11 protein-coding genes are annotated in these 21,081 nt (G+C 68.6%); 4 read left to right on the forward strand and 7 right to left on the reverse strand.

The annotated features are described in order from the left end of the window. Positions 1 to 423: 423 nt before the first annotated feature. A complete protein-coding gene (locus L6241_RS07465) occupies positions 424 to 5,766 on the reverse strand; it encodes a DEAD/DEAH box helicase (RefSeq protein WP_368245578.1) in 5,343 nt (1,780 codons plus the stop codon). Positions 5,767 to 5,790: 24 nt separating this feature from the next. After that, positions 5,791 to 8,868 carry a hypothetical protein gene (locus L6241_RS07470; RefSeq protein WP_368245579.1) on the reverse strand — a complete coding sequence of 1,026 codons (3,078 nt, stop codon included), beginning with the start codon at positions 8,866 to 8,868 and terminating at the stop codon, positions 5,791 to 5,793. A 485-nt stretch (positions 8,869 to 9,353) separates the two neighbouring features. Between L6241_RS07470 and L6241_RS07475 the strand changes: the two genes are divergently transcribed. Beyond that, complete coding sequence (locus tag L6241_RS07475) at positions 9,354 to 10,712, forward strand: hypothetical protein (RefSeq protein ID WP_368245580.1); 1,359 nt, start codon at positions 9,354 to 9,356, stop codon at positions 10,710 to 10,712. Here L6241_RS07475 and L6241_RS07480 read toward each other — a convergent pair. Next, positions 10,702 to 12,159, reverse strand: coding sequence for a DNA cytosine methyltransferase (locus L6241_RS07480; RefSeq protein ID WP_368245581.1), 1,458 nt, complete (start codon positions 12,157 to 12,159; stop codon positions 10,702 to 10,704). The genes L6241_RS07475 and L6241_RS07480 overlap by 11 nt on opposite strands. Before the next feature lie 189 nt (positions 12,160 to 12,348). Here L6241_RS07480 and L6241_RS07485 point away from each other — a divergent pair, with 189 nt between their 5' ends. Beyond that, the gene (locus L6241_RS07485; protein WP_368245582.1) at positions 12,349 to 12,786 is read left to right on the forward strand and encodes a very short patch repair endonuclease; all 438 of its coding nucleotides are present in this window, start codon (positions 12,349 to 12,351) and stop codon (positions 12,784 to 12,786) included. Between the two features lie 4 nt (positions 12,787 to 12,790). Here L6241_RS07485 and L6241_RS07490 read toward each other — a convergent pair whose 3' ends face one another. The 4 genes from L6241_RS07490 to L6241_RS07505 all read right to left on the reverse strand — a co-directional run bounded on the left by L6241_RS07490 (position 12,791) and on the right by L6241_RS07505 (position 19,829). Continuing rightward, entirely contained in the window at positions 12,791 to 13,330 is a 540-nt protein-coding gene (locus tag L6241_RS07490; RefSeq protein WP_368245583.1) for a DinB family protein, read from the reverse strand. Positions 13,331 to 13,568: 238 nt separating this feature from the next. After that, the gene (locus tag L6241_RS07495) at positions 13,569 to 16,076 is read right to left on the reverse strand and encodes a GNAT family N-acetyltransferase (protein WP_368245584.1); all 2,508 of its coding nucleotides are present in this window, start codon (positions 16,074 to 16,076) and stop codon (positions 13,569 to 13,571) included. Beyond that, positions 16,069 to 18,462, reverse strand: coding sequence for a GNAT family N-acetyltransferase (locus L6241_RS07500; protein ID WP_368245585.1), 2,394 nt, complete (start codon positions 18,460 to 18,462; stop codon positions 16,069 to 16,071). Before L6241_RS07500 ends, L6241_RS07495 begins: the two co-directional genes overlap by 8 nt. Then, on the reverse strand, positions 18,459 to 19,829 hold the full coding sequence (locus L6241_RS07505; protein WP_368245586.1) for a lysine N(6)-hydroxylase/L-ornithine N(5)-oxygenase family protein: 1,371 nt from the start codon (positions 19,827 to 19,829) through the stop codon (positions 18,459 to 18,461). Before L6241_RS07505 ends, L6241_RS07500 begins: the two co-directional genes overlap by 4 nt. Before the next feature lie 109 nt (positions 19,830 to 19,938). On the opposite strand from L6241_RS07505, the gene L6241_RS07510 reads away from it, so the two are divergent. Together L6241_RS07510 and L6241_RS07515 are read left to right on the forward strand one after the other, a co-directional pair. Continuing rightward, entirely contained in the window at positions 19,939 to 20,595 is a 657-nt protein-coding gene (locus L6241_RS07510; RefSeq protein ID WP_368245587.1) for a dienelactone hydrolase family protein, read from the forward strand. Between the two features lie 32 nt (positions 20,596 to 20,627). Next, positions 20,628 to 21,065 (forward strand): hypothetical protein, encoded by a 438-nt coding sequence (locus tag L6241_RS07515; protein ID WP_368245588.1) that lies wholly within the window; start codon positions 20,628 to 20,630, stop codon positions 21,063 to 21,065. The last annotated feature ends 16 nt before the right edge of the window (positions 21,066 to 21,081 follow it).

Here is a 21,081-nt window from a genome sequence, read left to right on the forward strand (position 1 = left end):
CCTGCCCCGGGCCAGTGGGCGTCCAATGAAGATGTGCGCGTGACTCACCTCTGCGATGTGGACATACGGGCGCGGAAGAACGGGCGACCGTTCTTCGGCCCCTGATCTGAATATGCCCAGGGAGGGCGCGTCACGCATCGCTGGTTCGGTGAACAAGTACGTCTCTGGCGGCAACGCACCGGCAATGCCGGTCAGCCATGCCACGCGGCCCGGAGCGCCGATCCCGGCGCGCAGAGACCTTGTGGGTTCGCCACGCATCCTCGGGTCGACTCCCGTGCTGGCAGGTCCATCTAGCCAGGTAATGGCAGCGTCCCAGCGGACGTCATCCACGATGACGGGCTGAATCATGAACATCCCACCCCGTTGCACCGCCGACGCATACTCACGGCTTACGGTGTGGTCGCGATCGGGCCGAGCGTGCCCTCATCTACCCATGAGGCGCCCAGCTATCAGACCTGGCCTACGTACCAGTTCGAACCAGGACGAGACGGCATCATTTGTGCCACCCAGCAGGTCTTCCGAGCGGCGGACGTCCACGCGGAAGGGGTGGACGAAGGTCACCGAGCGACCTGACCTCGGGTTGAGCAGCCGCGGCGGGCTCTCATCGGAGAATTCAAAGCCGAAGTCCTGTGCGAGCGCCTGTCCAACTGGGCGGATTCCCTCCCATGCCGCGAGTTCGTCGAGAGGCCGACCCTGGAGGAGTGCAAGAAGGTCCCCCGCCAGTCGCCAGTCCAGCAATGGGTGCCAAGGACTGTTCCGGTAGTCGCGTAGGCACTGGTAACAGCTGGAGTCGCAGGGCTGGTCGTCGCTGGTGGCGTGACTGCGGAACTCCTCTACTTTGGCCTGAGCCGCAGCCAGCACCACCGAGAGGTTGTCCTGCAACCACCGCGTGTAGCCGGCGCCATTCTCTAGAGCGTCCGCCAGAAAGAGGAGACCCTGAGCCGGAGCGTCGCCCTCCGATGTCGAAGAAACTCCGACTTCGATCTCCTCGGGGCCCACATCGAGAAGATGTGCAGCGGCAGAGCGGAAGAGGAACCCGAGCGACCCCCAGGATGCGCGGCCGGTAGGGGTGGACGGGTCGATCCTCATGCCCGCGGGTTCCTGGCTGAGGCCGATGGCGAGGATATCTGTTCGTCGGCGGGCCAACAGCGCGACTTCTTCGTGGCTGTCATCGACGAGCGACCAGAAGCGTGTGCGCGCTTTCGCACCCATGTCTGTCTGCTCAATGAACCGACGGTCGATGAGTCCAGGCTCCGGGCGCGTTGTGCCCTGCCACTGCCGGCTTGCTCGGACCAAGGAGTAGAGTTGGCCCTTGTTGTCGTTGACCGAGACGACCTCTCCTTTACCGCCACGAGCGAGGAGGTTGTCCTGACCCGTGACCCTAGAATCAGGAGGAATTGCCAGACGGGGTTGCGAGGCCCGCGATGTGCCCTGATCAAGTTGCTCGTAGTTTCGAGTGGCGAAACTGGTCCGGTATCCCATGGGCTCGAGGAGCACCAGTTGTCGGAACTCGGGGTCTTTCGCTCCGCAAACAGGGCACGCGATGAGCCTGGCGTCGGAATGGATCGTGAGGCACGCGGCGCACACGCCCGCCTCTTCCCGCGAGGCAACCGGGTCGTCAACCTCGCGCCAGTAACCGTTCGTGCTCTGGGTGAAGTGTGCGATGCCAACCGCCGAGTGGATCGCCTTGTCCTTGACGATCTCGGCCCCAGGGGCGAACTCAGACAGGGCAATACCAGAATCCCTGTCCACAGTCTCGGTCTCCTGCCCCGACGACGGCCGGGCAGTCCAGAGCGCACGCACCTGGGTCGGAAAGCCGAACATCGGTAGCAGACCCGCCTGCGCCAATGACTCTGAAAGATCCTGGACTCGAGCGTGGCGCGCAGCATCGGTGACGAGGCCAGGCAGTTCCTCCTGTGCCCACCGCACCAGCTCATCCGCAGAGATCGCCTCCCCTGCTCGGCTCGCTGTCAGGAGTGACTGGGCAAGCCGACGGCTCTCAGGCATCTGGTGGCGCAGAGTGCGGAGGACGACGCTGGCGACGTGCGGGCTCGACAGCCACTGATCCACCGTGCCGAACTGGCCGTGTACTGACCTGCCCGGGTCGAACTTCTCATCGCTCTCGGTCATGGCTGAGAACGCACGTGTGAGCACGTCTGCCGCGAATGCGCGCCGGAGGATGTCCAGCGACTGGGTGTCCAGGTAGGGCGGCGGCGGGTCATCTCCGGTGATCGCGGATGGATGGCTGAAGTAATGCTCATCATGACTTCTACCTCCCCGGCACACCGTAAGAGCCGCGGCGAGGTGCTCCGAGCGACGCCCAGCTCGACCCACCCGCTGCTGGTAGTTGAAGCGTTGGGGTGGCATGTTTGCCAGCACGACCGCCTTGAGCGCGCCGATGTCGACGCCCGCTTCCATCGTCGTCGTCACGGAGAGGATGTCGATGCCATCCACAGTGGGCACCTCGTCGTCGCCGACGAAGACGTCCTGGAACTGTGCCTGGCGGCGCTGTGCGACCAGTGGGTCGGTCTGCCCAGAGAGCTCCTCGCAGTGCAGACGGTAGAGCCCGCCTTCGCGCTTGGCGAGCCAGCCGTAGTAGTCGCTCTGGACGCTGAAGGTCTCCCCATCGCGGGAGAGATGGCCGCCGCAGCCAATGCAGACCCCGGCAGAGGGATGGAGGTGCTTAGTGCTGCAGGAGGGGCAGCGCCACCTGACCCTGCCCCCAGCCTGGAGGCGAATTTGGGAGGGCAAGAGGCGGAAACCCGTGTGATTGCCGGCTCCGATGGAAGCTTCGACCGCGGATGTCAGGGAGTCGACATCAACTGAATGCCTCTGCCCCACTGACTTGAGGTATTGCTTCGCGTTGGCTGGCCAGCCGTCGGCCGCCGAATCCATGAACGAGGTCACCCGCCGACGGCGGGCGCAGACGCGGACGAAGGAGGAGACAACCTGCGCGAAGACTTCTCTGCTCAGCCCAGCTGTGCTGACGCTCGTCAGAGTGGCGCCTGAGACAGCATGGGCGACGCCGATCGATTCGGCATCGCGGTCTCCTCCGGCGAATACCGTTCGCAGAATCTGTCGCGAGAGCTCACCCCTGATCTCGTCAAGCAGATTTCTCTGATCGACGTCCAGATCTGCCACCCGCTCCTTGGGAGGTGACACCCTCCAGTCGTACAGGGATGTCCAACGCCGTTTGTCCTTCGTCCTGGTCAGCGAGTCTGCTGGTCCGGCGGGACTGACCCCGATCTCGAGCAGCGACGGCCCCACCTTGTTCTCGAGGTCCGAGAGCGAGGGTTGTGTGCGCGACGAGCGCGCCGCGTTGAGGGCATCCTCGTCTTCCGGCCCAAGAGGGAGCCCGTTTGCCATCTTGAGCAGAGCCATGGCCGCTGAGGGGTGCTCGAGCTGAAGCCTTGCAAACGCACTAGCCGCCGCTTCGCTCCGATCCTCCCGGGTCGAATGTGCTTGGGCCAAGCCGAGCAAGTCCTCCGTCTCCGCTAGGTGGTGGAAGGTCGCCGCTCTCACAAGGTCGAGGTAGTGCGCGAGCTCCAGGTTGACCGTCACGCGAGCAGCCCCCTGGCGGCTGTCGGAGAATACGACCAGGCGTGTGTCGAGGTGTCGATGCAGCGCTCCCGTGAGCACCTGGTTGGCTCGGTTGAAACCCACGCCCTGGGTGTAGACGGGAGATCGCATGCGTTCTGAGTCCTCGACGGCGCCCGCGTCTGTCCGCTCCCAGTCATCACCGCAGGAGGGGCACACCGTCGGATAAGGGGCGATCGCCGCGGCGGCGTCAGCAACCTTCCGGCCAGTGACCGAGTAGACATACCCCGTCCGATTGTTCCGAGGCTGCATGTTGATCCGTCCGGGCCCGGGCGCGAAGTCAACGCCACGGAAGCCAAACGAGTAGGTAACCCTCTCTGCGTCCCCCTTGCGTCCTCCGAGACGCGTCCAGGGGGACGTCGAAGGCCTTCTGCCGGCACGCGTCGGCCAGTAGACGCGATAGTTAAAGGCATTCCTCTCCGAGAAAGACTGCTCCGGGAGGCGCTCCAGATTGGCGGAGGTCGAGACCAAGAACTCTTGGGAGCCGCTGCGCGCCACGAATCCCCCCAGCATGATCTCCCCGCACGACTGGCAGTAGAGGAGCTCGAGCACCCTGCTCCCGCACGGGCAGCTGAAGAGCGGTCGGGTGTAGAGCCTGCCCACTCGTCGGTCTGCGTTCTGGAACTCGGCTGGGACGTCCGAGCAGTCTGGGTCGCTGCAAGCCCACAGACCCTGCAGGGTTCGGAAGAGCAGGTGGGCTCGTAGTCGAACGGCAGGGCTTGGCGACTGACCTAGCAGTGCGACCAGTTCTTCAAGGCGCCCCTCAGGTTCGGCAGACTCCGGGAACAGCCGAGTCGACAGTTCGTGTGCCCCTGTGGCACGCGACCTACCTTCGCGGAGGGTCGCGTGGTGGAATGCCGATTCGATGTCGGCCGGGTCTACCCCTGTCAGGTCCTCCATAGTGCCGTCCGCAAGGCTTGTCTCCAGGGACCGAAGGTCTTTGACATCCAAGGCGCTGCGCGGACTCGAGGTCACGAACCGAAACGGGCGTGTGCGGCCGAAGAACTGGGCCAAGAAGCTGTTCCCGGCCTCGCCAGGTTCGAGGCTCGCTGTGGTGGTGACGATGGACAGCTGGTCCGGCCGGGTGTCTAGGCCGAGTTCGGTGATGAGCCGTCGCAGGAGGTATGCCACCTCGGTGCCGGCAGTGCCTCGGTACATGTGCAGCTCGTCGACCACCAGCGTGAAGACATTCCGTTCGTCCCGTAGCCACTCACGCGTCTGATCGAGCAGAGGCCTTTCATCCGACCTGCCCAGAGCGATAGAGAGCATGCTGTAGTTGGTGATGAGGATGTCAGGTGCCGCTGCCTGCATATCCCACCTGCTCCGCATCTCGGCCCCGTCCAGGCGCGGGAGGAAGAACTCTGTGTCTGCAGGGCGACTACCCCCGTCGGCAAGGATGCGGTCGAGCGCCTCGCGCCGGGCTTGCCCGTCCCGCATCAGACGCGCCAGACGCGCTCGCCTCGCGTCATCGGACGAGTCGGTGAGGCTCCCCGGCACGGGAGTCCGACCGGTGTATCTACCGAAGTAGAAGCGATGTCCGGCACGATGCTGGTCGAACCACCCGCGCGCGGCCTGAGAATCGAGAGAGCGCCGCAGTCGGATCAGCTGATCCTCGACGAGCGCGTTCATGGGGTAAAGAATCATGGCGCGCATCCCGGGTGGTCTGCCCTCGTCCCGGGGGCGTTGGGGGACGAAAGTCGAGGCCTGTCCTGACCACCAGGGGCCATCGTGCCCCACCTCAGGAGAAGTGTCCCAGCGCCCTGACTCCTGCACCAGACGGGCGATCACTGGCAGTAGGAATGCCTCCGTCTTGCCCGAGCCGGTGCCACTGTTCACTACTACGTCCGCGCCACCGAGCGACTCGACGAGAGCCTCTTCCTGATGGCGGTAGGCACGGGGGTGCGGGAGCAGTCCCGCAGACACCAGACCCGCCGCCTCGGGGGAGCCGAGCGAGGCGAAGACCTGTTGCATTGTGCGTTCCGAGGACTCGTACCGAGGCAATACCTCGATGTAGGGCTCCGCGAAGGTTGCAGCCTCGTTGAGCAGAAGCTGACGACGCTCGGCCACCACGTTGGCGTCACGCAGCTCGTAGGCAGTCTCGTAGTAGCGCAAGAAGGTGTCGCTGAGGTGGGAGCGAAGGGCGAGCGGTGTAATGGGACGTCCGGTCATGTGGACCTCTCTAGGATGCGCGGGTCAGAGATAGTTGACGGGCTGCTTCAGCAGCTCACCGAGTCTCTCGGCGGTGTGGTAGTCGATGTTCTGGTACTCGAGGTAGCGGTCACCGAGTGCGTTGAGTGGCCCCTTCGTCGGCTGCGGGAGAAGGCCGGTGCGGAGCACGAGGGAACGCGCCAAGAGGGGCGTCAAGGAGGCGTCACGAGAGACCAAGAGAGTCGAACGTTGCATGTCTCGATGCAGTAGGTGCCGCCGCCTGGGGCCCTCGTCAGCGGTGCCCTGCTGGAGCAGATACGGACCAAGGCGTCTATCCACCTGCACGAGTGGCTCATCAGGTGCCGCTCGCCACGCGTAGATGTCACCTCGGCGTGTGACGAATCGGTAGAGGCCGCGCGCAGTCAGCAACCGGGCGGGAGACCAGTCCGTCCTGTAGCTTTGCTTCACTTTCGCCTGTGTAGACGGGGGTACCGTGAAACGAGTTCCTGCTGCGAGCCGACCGTCGATCCCAGGCAGCATCCCGAGCAGTGCGTCCCCTGCGGCATAGACCGTCCTCACCCCGATGGCGGCCAGGCCGGCGATGACCTCCTCCTCGTGGGACGGGTCCCACTCGAGGTAGATGGTTGTCGACCCGGTTGGATCTCCATCCGTGCTGATCTGAGCCCTGCGGTGCACGACGAGGTGAGCAAGGGCCGACTCCACCTGAGGATCGGGAGACGCGCCCTGCGTGAGGGTGTCGAGCAGGGCGCCGGGACGCGCACCGCACAGAACTGCGAGACCGGACCCCCCTCGCAGCAAGTTTGCGACCGCAGGCGCGACTCCAACCCGTGATCGATCGTAGTCGACCTCGATGTGGCCCAGGTTCTGAAGGTAGAAGAGCGCGAGTCGCCAGTCGGAGCCGTCCCCTGCTCCCCACCGCGGCGCGAGCCAGCCCCAGGTCGACCGAACCCTATCGGTCGAAGTCGTACCGCGCTCCAGTTCCGAGAGCCAGCGCAGAAGTTCATCGAGGGCGCCGGGCTGGTCGACGTCCACTGCTAACGGGGGCAAGGAACCCGGCGCATCGTCGTGCTGCGTGGGCCGCGCGGTCCGTGGCGATGCGTTACGACCCAACGCTGCAGTCAGCGCCCGGCTTCGGCGCGCCTCCGCTGAACGTAGAAGGCCGTGCCACGGCACGAGGAGATCATGCGTCACGTCATGGCGTTCGCGGTGCGGGACCACACCCGGGGGGATCTCCCAGCTGGCCGACACCTCGATGGCGTCGACTCTGCCCGTCCGGATGCTTCTGCGCAGCACGAAGGCCACGCCCATCAGGCCGCGGACTGCTGCTGGAAGCTCTACGACGGTCGGGTGCAGCTGAGCCTGCTCCAGCCATCGCGCTGGGCGCTCGACAATCTGGAAGATTTTTCCGTCGTCAGTGAGCACCAGGACTTCCTGCCCGGGAAGCACTCGAAGTCGGGGCGGTGCAGTCGAGAGGGCATCTTCGATCAGCGCTCCTCTGATGGCCGGAGCGTCCAGTTCCACGGGTCGTGCACTGGAACCTGTAACCCTGGGTGTACCGAGACCGACCTCGATCTCGTGGCCGAACGTCGAATCGACCGGGGCCGAGTTGTATCCCGTACGGATATCGAACTTGAGATCTTCCCCACCGACCGAGATTGCGTGCGTCCCGGTGCCGAGCGATTTCTGAGGGAGACTGAGTACCCAATTATCCTGCGCGGGCTGGGCCAAGTGCTTTCCGTCGAGCAGGATGGCCGCCTGGTGCCCCTCTGCGTGTAACAGGACGTCAGGCGCCCCTCCCGTGAGATAGGCACCAGTCGCGACCCTCAACCCACCGTCAAGACGAGACCGGGGAGGCGGGCTTGGAGAGGCTGTGCCCAGAATGGCCGCGGCTCGATCGTCAACTGGTCTCGTGAAGACGATCGGTCCGAGCCACGACCAGCCAGAGGCTGGGCCGGATCGAGCCCTTGCTCCCTCGACGCCGGTCTCAATGAGAGCCCGTCTGACGGGATCGACGGCCGTTTCCTCGAGGAGCATCGAGTAGCTCTGACCGATCGCGGGAACTCGCTCTTGCAGAAGGCCACCCGCCTCCACTGACTCGGTCATCAAGTACAGCGGCTCACCTCCACCCCGGAGCTGGAGATCGGCGGCCAGTCGAAGTCCGACCCCGTCCTTCAGAAGCTCAACCACTTGGCCTTCAACAGGAATCGTGAGGAGCCCAATTGCGTCGTCGACGAGCAGGTCCTCGCCGCCCACCACGACTGTTGTCCCCACAAGATCCGCGGGGGGATCGAACGCCAGTGAGAATGCTTGAGCCCACTCGTCGTAGACCAATAGCCCTCGCGGTCTGCGCTCCCCCCCCGAGCGCGAGACCTGACCGGTCCACGTGCGCAGCTCAGTCTCGAGTAGATCTGCCAGTACATCCTTCGCCGCGTCGTCTCGAACCCGCTGCAGTAGAGCCTGGCCGGTGGAGCGACGAAAGGTGAGCCAGGACAGGAAACCTTGGACGAGGTGATCTCTGGACATGTGATCACCGGGACGGACCCCTCGGTCCTCGAACCAGTCTTGAACCAAGAGGCGGTCCTGCTGCCGGAAAAGCCCCTGGCTTCTAGCCCAGCCCTGATGGGTCCAATGAGGGTGGCTTCTTGCCGTCGATGTGCCGAACCTCCGCCCCCCTTGGCTGAGCCAGTTGTTCCACGCCTGCCATAAGAACGGCACGTGGTCGGCGTAGCCGGGTGGGCGGGAGGGCGTGGGCGGATGACCCAAGAGGTCGTTCTGTCGCCGGTATATCCCGTGCGCCGCACCTATGGGTGCCTCGGTGACGGCTAGCACTGACATGACCAACGCCAGGAAGTAGGGGGGTACTGCTTGGTCGGACGGATCTGAGGACCTCGCGAGCTGGTATTCGAAGCGGAAGGGTGCTTCGCGATCTGCCCGCTCCCTGTAAGCTCGCGCAAACGACAGGAGTGCTGCCTCCTCGTCGTCGACCTGTGCTACTGCCGCCAGGTCGTCCCGGTCGACGAAGAGGTACAAAGGCCGCTGGGGGGCGCCATCGCCCACAAGGTGGTTGAAAAGTCCTTCGCACCACTCGGCGTAGGTCAACACAGTTCTGCCCCCTGCAAACGTCATCATCGAGTGCTAGATCGTGACCATAGCTGCCAGGGGTGACATGGCGATACATCGGGGCAACTTCGTACAAGACTTTATCCGCGTTTGAGTTGTGGAACCCTGCTCGCAGTGCTGCGGTGCATGTCGCTCGGCGCGTCGAAGCCGCCGAAGGTCGCTGGGCAACCTGATTACCCGCACGTGGCCGGCCCGGTCCGGTCCCTGGCAGTGGCCTCTGACGTCCAGCCTGGAGCGGATGACGAGACGCTCGATAAAAGCCGCAGGGTGTAGGTGGGTGACCTGTAGGTTGACCTTGTGGCTGTAGTCGATGGACGACGAAGAAGTGCTCCCGCTCGATGGGAGCGAGCTATCAAGATGCTGTCCCGAGAGCTCGACGACTCGAGCGGCGTCAGCGCAAGAGCAAATTTCTCGCGGCGCTGCATTGCTGACGGATCACAAGACCTGCGGCGCGCTCAGAGCGGCACATGGTGATCGCTGCGGACTACATCCCGGCGGAGTCGAAGTTAGAAGCAGTCTCTCGGCTCTATGCTCTGGCCGGCTTCGCGCCGGAAGGCTTGGGGCCGGGGAGTACTGAGAAGAAGTCTGTGCTCACTGCAGTTGCCAGGTCGCTAGAGCTCGATGTTGACCTCGATTCACCAAAGGCGACGCTCGGCGGTCGCATGGCGGTGGCTCTGGGTGAGTCTTGGGACAGTTCGTGCTGGTCCCGCGGACAGACCATCACCCTAATCGGACTCAATGCCATCCTCAGAGGTGCGACCCGCGAGTTCGCCTTCAGGTCAGCGCACAGCTCCCCGAAACTCCAGGGGATCCTCGCTGGGCTCCATCTGGAGGGGTTCTTCCCCGCACGCCACAAGTTCGAGGCCGTGACTCGCATGGCTGCGCTTACGGGTGCACCCCCGCAGACTTTGGGGCCTGGCAGCAAGGAACGGAAGTCCGCGCTCTCAAACCTTGCGGCCGACCTCGGGCTCTCCGTCGACTTTGGACTCGCCAAGCCCGATCTGGGGCGCGAGATGGCCCGCCAGCTTCACGTGGGGTGGGACGACACGTGCTGGTCGACGGGTAGCACGATCACCCTAGATGGTTTGAACTCTCTTCTTGCGGGGGCCGAACGGCGACTCGGCGTGAGCGGCGCTCGGACGGCTGAGTACTGGACACCAGAGCGCGAATCGCAGGCCATCATCTCTGCTCTGCTGCAAGTAGTAACCCCGTTCTGGGACGGTCGGAGGAGCGTTCGAGAGATGTGCGAGACAGAGTTCTCGCACTGGCGGCAGATGGAGTGGCCCGGGTTCTACTTCGAGATGGTGGGTCTGACGGCCCTGATCGACACTCTCGGCGGCGGCCCCGTCCAGCACGCGAACACCCGGTTCGACTACTCACTAGGTTCAGCATGGGATCTCAAGGCGCATGCTCGACAGGTGCGGTCAGCAGGTGCCGACAGGGCGATCCTCAACGACCGAGGTGCGTTCGAAGCCTGTTTTGCGGCACAGTCGAGCGTCGGCTTTGTCGTGCTTACCGGCTTCGCCACGACGTCCGAGGAGTTTGGGGTGTGGCACCGCGAGTTTGTGGGGACGCGCCCTAGATCACCGGGGGACTACCGCCCGCAGCGCGCTCGCAAGGAGTCCTTCTCCCCCAGAGCCCTCGAGACGTATCACCTGCGCAACTTCGAGCACATGTCGCAGTGCATAGCGTCAGGAGCGCTGCTCCCGCATCATCAAGGTCGTCAAGCCAGCGGAGCTCTCCGAAAGCCCAAACTCACGCTTGACCTGAACCGCGCAAGAGAGCTGGGAGTGCGCCTCGACGTCGCCGAGGTACTCAGGCGATGACGCGGTCCGACGTGGCTGGACCGTGGGAAGAGGTGTTCCGCGACGGGCGACCGCAGGAGACGGCATCGGCGCATGGATTCTGGTTCGCCCTAAGAACCGAGTCGACCAGCCGGTCCGGGAGGTCGGCTGCTTCGCGCGCGACGTGAGATCGGAGCACGTGCCAGGCAGCGCCGACTGCAACGCCGTTGCCAACCTGCTTGTACGAGGCCGAGTCCCGCTGGTCGCCGAAGGTGAAGGAGCGGGGGAAGCCCTGCAGGCGAGCGGCCTCGTGCGGGGTGAGGCGTCGGCGCCGAGGTCCGTAAATGGACGTCTGCGTGATGGCGACGAGTGCGGGCAGGTAGGTCGCGGCCTTCGCCCTGATGCCGGATGGGCGGAAGTGCATCACCGTGTCCCACAGGCTGGCGGTGTCCTGCGCCTGCCACTCGAGCTTGCGACGTGAGGCCGGGAAGGCCTTGAAGCCGGGGTGGGCCTTGCGCCACTCGTCGACGACCGTCTTGTTGTCGTCGTAGAAGCGGGCGTTCTTGACGAGGATCTGGCTCTTCCAGCGCGGGAGCGCCTCGAGCTCTACGGGGTCGAGCGTGCGCTCCGGCACGAAGTGATCGGCCCACAGCGGGAAGCCGGGGAGCCGCGTGCCGGTCCTCGACCAGATGCGCTGCACCAGGTCGTCCCAGGCGTCGACCCAGGCGACCTCGTCCGCGTTCAGGCGATAGCGCTGGATATCCTTGACCGACTCGTCTGCGTCGAGGACCCACTCGGTGCGCCAGTCCGTGGCCTTCCAGCCGTCGACCGGGGCGCGGACCACCGTCGGAGCAGGCTGCTGGCCTGCCTCTAGCTCTTCGCGCACGCGCTCAGGTCCGATGTAGGTGCCGAGGATGAAGACCCGGTCGCGCACCTGCGGCGTGCCACCCATCTCCGGCGGCAGGAAGTGCGGGGAGAAGACCGTCGGCGTCTCGGAGACGCGGTACCCGATCTCACGCAAAGTGCGGATGATCGTCTCCCACTCGTGCCGGTGACGTGGCCCCGCGATGTTCCGGACGTTCTCCAGCAGCACCACGGCGGGCGTCCGGTCTTGCAGGATCCGAGCGATGTTCCAGAAGAGCGTGCCACGGGCCTCGTCCATCCCGCGCTGGTACCCGGACTTGGAGAAGGGCTGGCATGGGAACCCGGCGGCGAGCACGTCGTGCTCGGGGACCCCGACCTCCTCGTCCTCCGGGGTGTCCAGCGTGATGTCCGTGTTGACCATGGGGCGGCGGTGCTCGGGGAGCGGGTCGATCCAGTTGCGGGCGTACATGATGCGGGCCTCGCGGTCGATCTCGGAGACGTAGACGCACTCGCCACCGGCGTGGTCGAGCATCGCGTGGAACCCTCCGATGCCCGCGAAGAGATCTGCGTACCGGAACGCCGGACGTCGCGCGCCCAGCTCGGTCGGGTCCGTCAGCTCGTCCACATGTACGAGCTTAGCTGATCCGACAGCTGTGGCCAAGTTTTTCGGGCGCGTCCGAAGGTCGAGGTCGAGTGATGGTTGAAGCACGTGCACCTCGTCAGGTCGTCACCCCCGCTCGACCCTGGCAGATGGTGTGATTGATCGTGAGCCGAGATCTCATCACCGAGCGCCGACAACGAAGGGGGACCGGCCGTGGCGACCTTCAACGTCCCCCGTCACCCCGGGGCGTCGTCCCCTTCGCTGTCCGCCCGGATGTCCGTCGCGAGGCGACGCGACACCGCCCCTGAGGTGGCTCTTCGCCGCGAGCTGCACGCCCGCGGCCGACGGTTCCGACTCGTCGTCAAGGTGCCGGGTAACAACCGGCGGACGATCGACATCGCCTTCCCGCGGCAGCGCCTGGCGGTTTTCGTCGACGGCTGCTTCTGGCACGGCTGCCCGGAGCACGGGACCAGGCCGGCGGCGAACTCGGCGTGGTGGGAGCAGAAGCTGGCCGCGAACTACGGTCGCGATCGCGACACCGACGACCTGCTCGCGGCTGCCGGGTGGCGCGTCCTGCGCATATGGGAGCACTTCGACCCCGCCGCAGCGGCCGACGAGGTCGAGCGCCTCCTCGACGAGACCCAGGCCTGATTGGTCACCGCTGCTCGAGCAGCCCCAGCACGTACCCGATCTGCCCCTGGTGCTGCGTGATGTCCCCGATGACGGAGACGAGCCGGGCCTGGGCGGTGACGTCCTCGCCGTCGAAGGTGTCGACCACCGTCGCGAGGTCGTCGTCGCTCATCGACCCCAGCACCTCCTCGGTCCGCTCGTGCACGGCCGCGAGGTAGCCGAGCAGCAGCTCGGCGTCACCCACCGAGAACTCGCCGACCTCCTCGCTGCTCTGCCCGTACCCGATCGAGTCAGAGTCGTACGGCAGCCCGAAGCGCTCCTCCCACTGCGGCCACGCCTCCTCGACGGGCTGACCCACCCCCTTCGCCACCCCCGCGAGGTGGTCGTCCTGGACCCGCGCGAGGTGCCAGACGAGCCACGCCACGGGGTTCGCGTCGGGTGCGGGGCGCCACAGCAGGTCGTCGGCCGAGCGACCGCGGACCTGGTCGGGCAAGCCGTCGCGCACACGCTCGAAGGCCTCGCGGATGACGTCGAGGGCGGGGGTCGGGTCGGTCTGCTCAGTCATGAGTCCAGCGTGCCACCGCAGGTCCACAGGTCGTCCGTGCGCGTGCGGGCACTTCGCGAGTGGGTCGCGCGTGCTCGTGATGGAGGCGGGCCGATCTGCACGGCACAGGCTCGTGCGCCGGACGTGATCCGGGTGGGTCGGTGGCGGTGGTCTCGAGGCTCGGGCGCCCTCGCACCTCGACCAACAAGAGGGCTGGGCGCCCCTCGCACCTCGACCGGGGCACCCGTACGCGGAGGTCTCAGACCCGCGCCACCGACGCCGCCAGCACCCGCGCCTCCGCCCGCTCGAAGGCTGCGCGATCGAGCACGACGTAGCGGGCGTCCTTGTCGTGCACGCGGATCCGCTCGCCGATGTCTGCCCCGGCCTGCGCCAGCCGCCGCATCATCGCGACATTCCGCTCGTCGGGCTCGGCGACCACCCGCCGCACCCCGGCCCGCCCGAAGGCGAGCCGCATCGCGGCGATCATCGCCGTCTCGGTCCGGTCCAGCCCGGCGACGGCGGCCGCCCCCGGCCCGACGAAGAGGTGGAGGCCGAGGTCCCCTTCACGTACCTCGACGACCTCGCCGAGCGGGTCCTGCGCCGGGTCGTAGAGCTGCACGAGTGCGCACGGTCGGCCGTCGACGTGCACGAGGTACGCGTCGTGCGCGGGCAGCGAGGCGACGTACTCGTAGGTCTGCGCGACCTCCTCGACGCTCTGGTCGCCCATGCCCCAGAAGCGTCCTCGCGGCTGCGTCACCCACCGGTGCACGAGCGCGGCGTCACCGCGCGGGTCGAGCAGACGGGCACTCGCAGCGGCGCCCCCGGGCAGCGGGATGGTCACGGTCATCGGGTCTCCTGTCGGGACGGGGAGGGTGGTGCCGGCGGCCCACAGCGGGGCCTGGTCGAGGGCGTGGGGCGCGTCGAGCACCCCGTCGGCGCCGAAGGGGACGACCCACCGGCTGCGGGACCGGTCGCCGAGGTCCCACAGCACCCGGGCGGCGGGTCCGCGGACGACGTCGTGCCCGGTGCCGGTGTGGGTGCTCGTCGCGCACACCGCGTCGTCGGCCCCGCTCACCGGGGTCCGCAGCCGAGGGGTCGTGGAGCCCGGCGGCACGAGCGGGAGCACCCGGTGCAGCTCGCCCCACGTCGCCGGCCGACCCTCCGCAGCCACCGCGTGCAGGGCCGCCCGGGTCGCCGGCTCGAGCGCGAGGCCCAGCCCCTCGCCGCGCTCGACGACCCGCTCCAGGCTCGTCGTCACCCGGACGAGCGGGTCGGTCCACGGCGCGTACAGGGGTGGCAGCCCCGTCTCGGCCCGAAGGGGGAGCAGCTCCGGGTCGTCGAGGACCGCCTGCGCGAGGTGCAGGCGGAAGCGGGCGGCGAGCGCCGCCCCTTCGCTCGCCGCGACCATCGCGCCGTCGAAGCCGAGCAGCTCCTCCCGGACCTGCGCCTCGGCCGGGTCGAGCCCGCGCCCGACGACCGGGCGGGCCAGCAGCCCGCGCAGGACGGGCCACGACCCGCTCACCGCGTCCCGCTGGATCTGTGCGCAGTCGTCGAGGGTGACCTGGCTGTGCGGCTCGAGGAGGCTCGCGACCCGTCGGGCCCGGTGGTCGGGAGCGAAGGCCCGGCCCCACGGTGCGGTGAGCGCGCTCGCGTGGTTCGCGTGCACGGCGACCGATCCGTCGGGCACGACGCGGGTGGTCCGTGTCGTCGGCCCCGCGGCGGTGAGCCCGGCGACCCGCTCGAGCACCTGCCCCGTGCTGTCGGCGACGAGCACGGCGTTGACCGGCTCGACCCAGTGCTCCAGAGCGGCGTCGACGTCCTCGACGTCGTGGGCGAGCAGCAGGTCGCGCCAGGCCCGCACGCCGACCCGCGAACCCACCCACGCGGGAGTCCGGAGCCGACGTGCGGGCCGCCCGGCCACGGGGTCGAGCACGACCGGCCCGTCCGTGGCCTCCTCCACCTGGGGTCCGTCGTCGACGAGCTCCTGGTAGTGCGCCATCGCGTTGGTGATGACCCACGCGACGTCACCCGTGTGCCCGAAGTGGGGCACGCCGGGCACGCCGGGGAAGGCGAGGCCGAGCACGTCGACCCCGTCCTCCTCGGCGACGAGATGCACCTGCTGGTAGATGCCCGGGCACTCGAGCAGCCGGTGCGGGTCGGCCGCGAGCAGCGGCGCCCCGGTCGCGCTGCGCGACGGCGTCACCGCCCACGCGTTGCTCCCTGAGAGGGCCGGGTGACCGTGCGCCGGCGCGAGCACGTCGGCCCACCGCTCGCCGAGCACGCCCTCGACGTGCTCGCGCCACAGCTCGTGCGGATAGCTGCCGAAGAGCACGTGGTTGACGAGGAAGACCCCGATCGGCGACCACGGCGCCCACCGCCCGGGCTGCACCCGGGCGGCGGCCATCTCGGGGGAGCGGGCGGCGCCGACCTGCATGCCGTCGTTGACGCCGTCGACGTAGGCCTGCAGCCAGGCCGCGACCTCCGGCTCCTCCTCGTGCAGTCGCGCCCAGCACCGCAGCGCGAGCGCGTCGAGCCGTGCCCGGGAGGCGAGCTCGTCGACGCCTCGGCAGGACTCGTCGCCCAGCCAGTCGGCGAGCCCGCCGGTGCTGCGACGCCGGTCGGTCTCGACCTGCCAGGCCCGGTCGTGCGCGCACGCCCAGCCCTGGGCGTACGCGAGGTCGTCGAGACCGCGCCCGACGCAGCGGGCGATGCCGTGCTCGTCGCGCTCGACCCGCCACCGCGCGCCGGAGGCGACGACCTCAGGCATCGGCGATCGGGTTGACGAGCTCGCCGACGTAGGTCAGCGACGATGCCTGGTCGGAGAGGTCGACCATCTGCAGGGTGTTGCGCAGCTGGAGCCGGTTGAGGCACGAGTGGGCGAAGGTCGCCCGGTCCAGCGCGAGGTCTGCGGCCACCGGGCCGCCGTCGCGCACCGTCTCGGCGACGCACTCGCGCACGAGCGCCCAGAAGTCGTCGCCGTCGAGCAGCCCGTCGTCGGCGAGGATCTCGGCGACGTAGCGCAGCACGCCGTCCATGACGTCGGTGAAGAAGGACTGCGCGGTGAGCTCGACGTCGTCGGCCATGCGCACCCGCTCGACCTCGTCGGGCAGCGGCCCCGAGCCGAGGTAGGCGACCTCCTCGCCGATGTCCTTCATGATCGCGCGCGCCGGCACGTGGTCCGGCCCGAGGACGAGCACGATGTTCTCGCTGTGCGGCATGAAGGCCATGCGGTGCACCCGCAGGCAGTGCACGACCGGCCGCACGTACGCGCGCAGCAGCGCCCGCACCCACTGCTCCGGGTCGACCGTGCTCGCGCGGATCCACTCCCCGAGCAGCGACACCCCGTCGCGGTCGCGGTGCAGCGTGCCCGCCAGGGTCGCCAGGCGCTCGCCGGGGGCGAGCAGGGGGGCCGGGTGGTCGCGCCACAGGGCGGCCACCATCTTCGTGTGCGCGGTGCGGGTGCCGAGCTGGTGGTAGGCGTCGCCGGTGTAGCCGATCGAGGCCACCTCGGGCAGCACGGTGAAGCCGCACGACTTGAGCACCGGGTCACCGTCGAGGGTGTCGAGCACCCATGCGTTGATCGCCGGGGTGACGCGCATGTACGCCGGTGAGAGCCCGCGCAGGAAGCCCATGTTCTGGATCGCGCACGCGGTCTTGACGTACCGGCTCTCGCGCTCCATCGGGTAGAAGGTGCGGATCGACTGCTGCGCCCGGTAGTGCTGCTCGCCGGACCCGAGGTGCACGAGGTCGTGCCGGGCCAGGTCGGGCGCGAAGGTCACCGCGATCTTGTGCTCCATCTGCCACGGGTGCACCGGCAGCCAGACGTAGTCGTCAGGGTCCTCCCCGAGCGCCGTGAGGTGCGCGCGGAAGCCGTCGATCACCCCTTCGCCCAGCTCCTCGCGGTAGAGCCGCTCCTCGGTGAGGTCGCCGCCGAGCGCGAGGTGGGTCAGCGAGCGGCGGGCCGCGAGCCACTTCAGGCGCACGGGTGCTCCGGACTCCGGGGCGTAGCGGGCGTGGTCGAGCACGCCGAAGCCGATCCGCCCGTTGTTCGCGACGAAGGCCGGGTGGCCCTCGCTCATCGCCTGCTCGACGTCCTGGAAGTCGGCGCCGACGAGCTCGGTGCTCGTGCGGCGCTGGTGGGTCCACTTGTGGCACAAGGAGGCGATCGTCGAGGCGATCTCCTCGAGGTAGACCGAGCGCAGGTGCTCGGGGATGCCGAGCACGGGGGCGAGCTGGCTGAGGAGGAGCTGCGCGTCGACGGGACCGGAGTCGTGCTCGACCGAGGCCGGGTCGACCCGCCAGTGCTCGAGCGCGTGCCGAGTCGCGGCGAAGCTCCACCGCGCCCCGCTCGGCGTCGTGACGACGTAGCGCTGGTCGCTGGTCGAGGCGCGACGGGCGCCCTGCGCCCGAGCCTCGAGACCACCGACCTCCTCGACCACCTCGGGCGTGATGAGGTGCTCGTGCGTCAGCTCGCCCAGCGCCTTCGCGGCGACGTGACGGTGGGCCCGCTCCGCGACGTCCGGCCGCAGGTGCGCCAGCAGCGTGCGTCGCCCGAGCTCGCTCGTGCGGTACTCGTGCGCGGTGACGACCCCGAGCAGCGCCGTCTTGCCCGCGAGCGGCACCGCCCGCTGCACGCGGATGCCGGCGAGGGCGTTCTTCGCGTGGATCGCGTCGTTGCGCACGTCCGGCTCGACGACGACGCGAAGCGCGCAGAGCGGACCGACGCACAGCTCCATCACGGCGCGCATCACCTCGGTCGTCGTGCCGGGCACCGGGTGCTCGGCGGGGGCGACGAGCACGTGCATCCCGAGGTCGCCGCGGGCGATCTCGGGCAGGTCGGCGAGCTCGCTGCCCGCCGGGTCGTAGGTCTCGACGAGGAAGGTCGGGCGGCCGTCGACCTCGCCGACCCACGCGTCGTGATCGTCGCGGGCGTCGATCTGGGCGTAGGCCTCGCGCACCTGCTCGGCGCTCCAGCCCTCCATCTGCCAGTAGCGCGCCCGTGGCGTCGTCACCCAGGCGTGCAGCCGGTCGGCGTCGAGGGCGAGGTCGAGCGGGCGGATGGTGATCTCGCCGATCGGCGAGGGCAGGCGCAGGCGGGGCGAAGGGGTGACCGGCGCCCCCTTCGTCGTCGTGGTCTCGAGGGTGGCGGTCATCGGGTCACCTCCAGGTGGCGGGCCGGGCGGGCGGGCGCGGGGGCGCCCGCCCCGGCGGGGACGCCGAAGTCCTGGAAGGCGATCCGGCGCTCGACGGGGTAGATCTCCTCGCCGAGCAGGTCGGCGAGGATGACGGAGTTGCGCCACGCGCCCATGCCGAGGTCGGGGGCAATGAGCGAGTGGACGTGCTCGTCGCCGTTCTGCATGTAGACGCGGCCGTGGGGCGCGTCGGGCTCGGCGAGGTCGACGCGGAAGGCGGCGTCGGTGACGAGGCGGCCGCGCTCGTCGCGGCGCAGGTGCCCGAGGACGGGGTCGAGCATCGCGGGGACCCGCGGGGTGTACCCGGTGGAGAGCACGACGGCGTCGGTCGTCAGCGTGTAGCCGCGGTCCTGCTCGAGGTGGTGCAGGTCGAGCACGGTGCGCCCGTCCTCGTCGCGCCCGCCGCGCAGCTCGCTCGAGGTGGCGAGCGTCGTCGCGACGCCGCCCTGCTCGACCTCGATCCGGTAGAGGGTGTCGTAGATGGCGTCGACGAGCTCGCTGCTGATGCCCTTGTAGAGGTGGCGCTGGCTGCGGGCCAGCCCCGCGCGGACCGGCTCGGGCAGCTCGCGGTGGTAGCGCGCGTAGTCCGGCGAGGTCATCTCGAGCGTGAGCTTCGTGTACTCCATGGGGAAGAAGCGGGGGCTGCGCGTCACCCAGGCGACGTGCCGGCCCGTGCCCTCGGCCCGCTGGAGGAGGTCGTGGTAGATCTCGGCGGCCGGCTGGCCCGAGCCGACGACCGTGACGTGGTCGAGCGCGGCGAGGTCGTCGCGGCGCTGGAGGTAGTGCCCGCTGTGCACGACGGTGCCGGTGATGCCGGCCGCGGCGGCGGGATAGCTCGGCTCGGTCCCGATGCCCAGGGCGAGGTGACGGGTCAGCCGCTCGACGGGGGCTCCCCCTTCGCGCTCGCTCGTGACGACGAAGCCCTCCTCGTCGCGCTCGACGGCGACGACCCGCTCGCCGTAGCGGAGGGTCGGCAGCTGGTCGCTCACCCAGCGGCAGTAGCGCTCGTACTCGGCGCGAAGGGGGTTGAGGTCCTCGCGGATGTAGAAGGAGTAGAGCCGTCCGCACGCCTTGAGGTAGGCGAGGAAGGAGTACGGCGAGGTCGGGTCGGCGAGCGTCACGAGATCGGCCATGAAGGGCAGCTGGATCGTCGAGCCCTCGATGAGCATCCCCGGGTGCCAGCGGAAATCGGCGTCGGCCTCGACGAAGGCCGTGCTCGGGGCGGCGAGGGGCTCGGTCAGGGCGGCCAGCCCGAGGTTGAAGGGGCCGAGCCCCACCCCGAGCAGGTCGACCCGCTCCGGGGTGCGAGAGTCGGTGCGGTCGCGCACGTCAGTCCTCCTACGGTTGGTTAGGTTAGCCAAACCTAAGTCAAATGCAGGACCGGCGCACCTCGACACCGAGGCGTGGACCGTCGGTGGGCGGTGCGAAGGTGGTCTCGTGACCCCTCCTCACCACGACGTCGACCGGCTGCTCGCCGACATCCGGACCGGGAGCCTGCGCGTCACCCGGCGCACGAGCGCGATCGCGCTGCTGCTCCACGGCGGGCGCTCGGTCAAGACCCAGCCGGACCGCTTCCGCGACATCTCCTACCTGCGGATGCTCCCCTTCGGGATGGCCGTCATGCGCGCCTCCCGCGGCCGGGTCGCCCCCTACCTCGTGCACAACACCCACGGCGGGTGGATCGCCTCGTCCGGCAGCGGACTCGTCCAGGCGCGCGCCCTCGTGCGCGGGCTGAGCGAGACCCACGGGCTGCCGGTCGTGCTCCTCGGGCACTCCAGCGGCGGGTGGGCGGCCCTGCGCATCGCCGACGAGCCCGGTGTCGCCGGGGCCGTCGCCCTCGCCCCGTGGGTCGACGAGGGCGAAGGGGTCGACCACCTCGTGCGCTCCGACGCGCACGTGCGCGTCATCCACGGCGAGTCCGACACCGTGTGCAGCCCCGTGCGCTCGCGGGCCTACGTCGAGCGGGCCGTGCGGGCCGGCGTCGACGCGACCTTCGAGGGCGTGCCGGGCGGCAACCACGCGATGCTCGACCGGCCGTGGCGCTGGCACCGCCGAGCCGGCGAGGCCGTCACCGGTCTCGTCCCGGGCGCCTGACGCCGAGCTCCGCGGCGGAGCACACTGGCCTCATGGCCGACGTCGTGACGCTCACCGGCAGCTGCTCCTTCCGCCTCATGCCTGACGACCCCCTCGCCGAGGCGGCGTCGAGCGCGACCCTGACGACCCTGCCCGACGGCGCGGTCGTGCTCGGCTACCGCTGGACCCACCCGGCCGACGGCGACCAGCACGGGAGCCTGCTCGTCGGACGCGCGGAGGAGGGCGCGGTCGAGGCCGCCTGGTACGACACGTGGCACCAGCACCCGGGTCTGATGACGCTCACCGGTCGCCGCGAGGGCGAGCACGTGCGTGTCGAGGCGACGTACGAGCCGGAGTGGGGCTGGCAGGTCGAGCTCGACCTCGGCGAGGGCTCGACGGCGATGACGATGCGCAACGTCGTGCCCGCCTCGGCGGCGAGCGAGACGACCCCCGCCGGGCCCTACGACGTCATGCTCGCCCGCTGGTCTTAGACCCATGACGAAGGGG

The organism is Janibacter sp. Y6 (assembly GCF_040900765.1).
In the GTDB taxonomy this organism is placed as follows: domain Bacteria; phylum Actinomycetota; class Actinomycetes; order Actinomycetales; family Dermatophilaceae; genus Marihabitans; species Marihabitans melonis.

What these genes read in the sequence shown, in the direction of transcription:
- L6241_RS07465 (WP_368245578.1), bottom strand. Translation starts at nt 5,766, where the DNA reads ATGACCGGACGTCCCATTACACCGCTCGCCCTTCGCTCCCACCTCAGC.
- L6241_RS07475 (WP_368245580.1), top strand. Translation starts at nt 9,354, where the DNA reads ATGGTGATCGCTGCGGACTACATCCCGGCGGAGTCGAAGTTAGAAGCA.
- L6241_RS07490 (WP_368245583.1), bottom strand. Translation starts at nt 13,330, where the DNA reads ATGACTGAGCAGACCGACCCGACCCCCGCCCTCGACGTCATCCGCGAG.
- L6241_RS07495 (WP_368245584.1), bottom strand. Translation starts at nt 16,076, where the DNA reads ATGCCTGAGGTCGTCGCCTCCGGCGCGCGGTGGCGGGTCGAGCGCGAC.
- L6241_RS07500 (WP_368245585.1), bottom strand. Translation starts at nt 18,462, where the DNA reads ATGACCGCCACCCTCGAGACCACGACGACGAAGGGGGCGCCGGTCACC.
- L6241_RS07515 (WP_368245588.1), top strand. Translation starts at nt 20,628, where the DNA reads ATGGCCGACGTCGTGACGCTCACCGGCAGCTGCTCCTTCCGCCTCATG.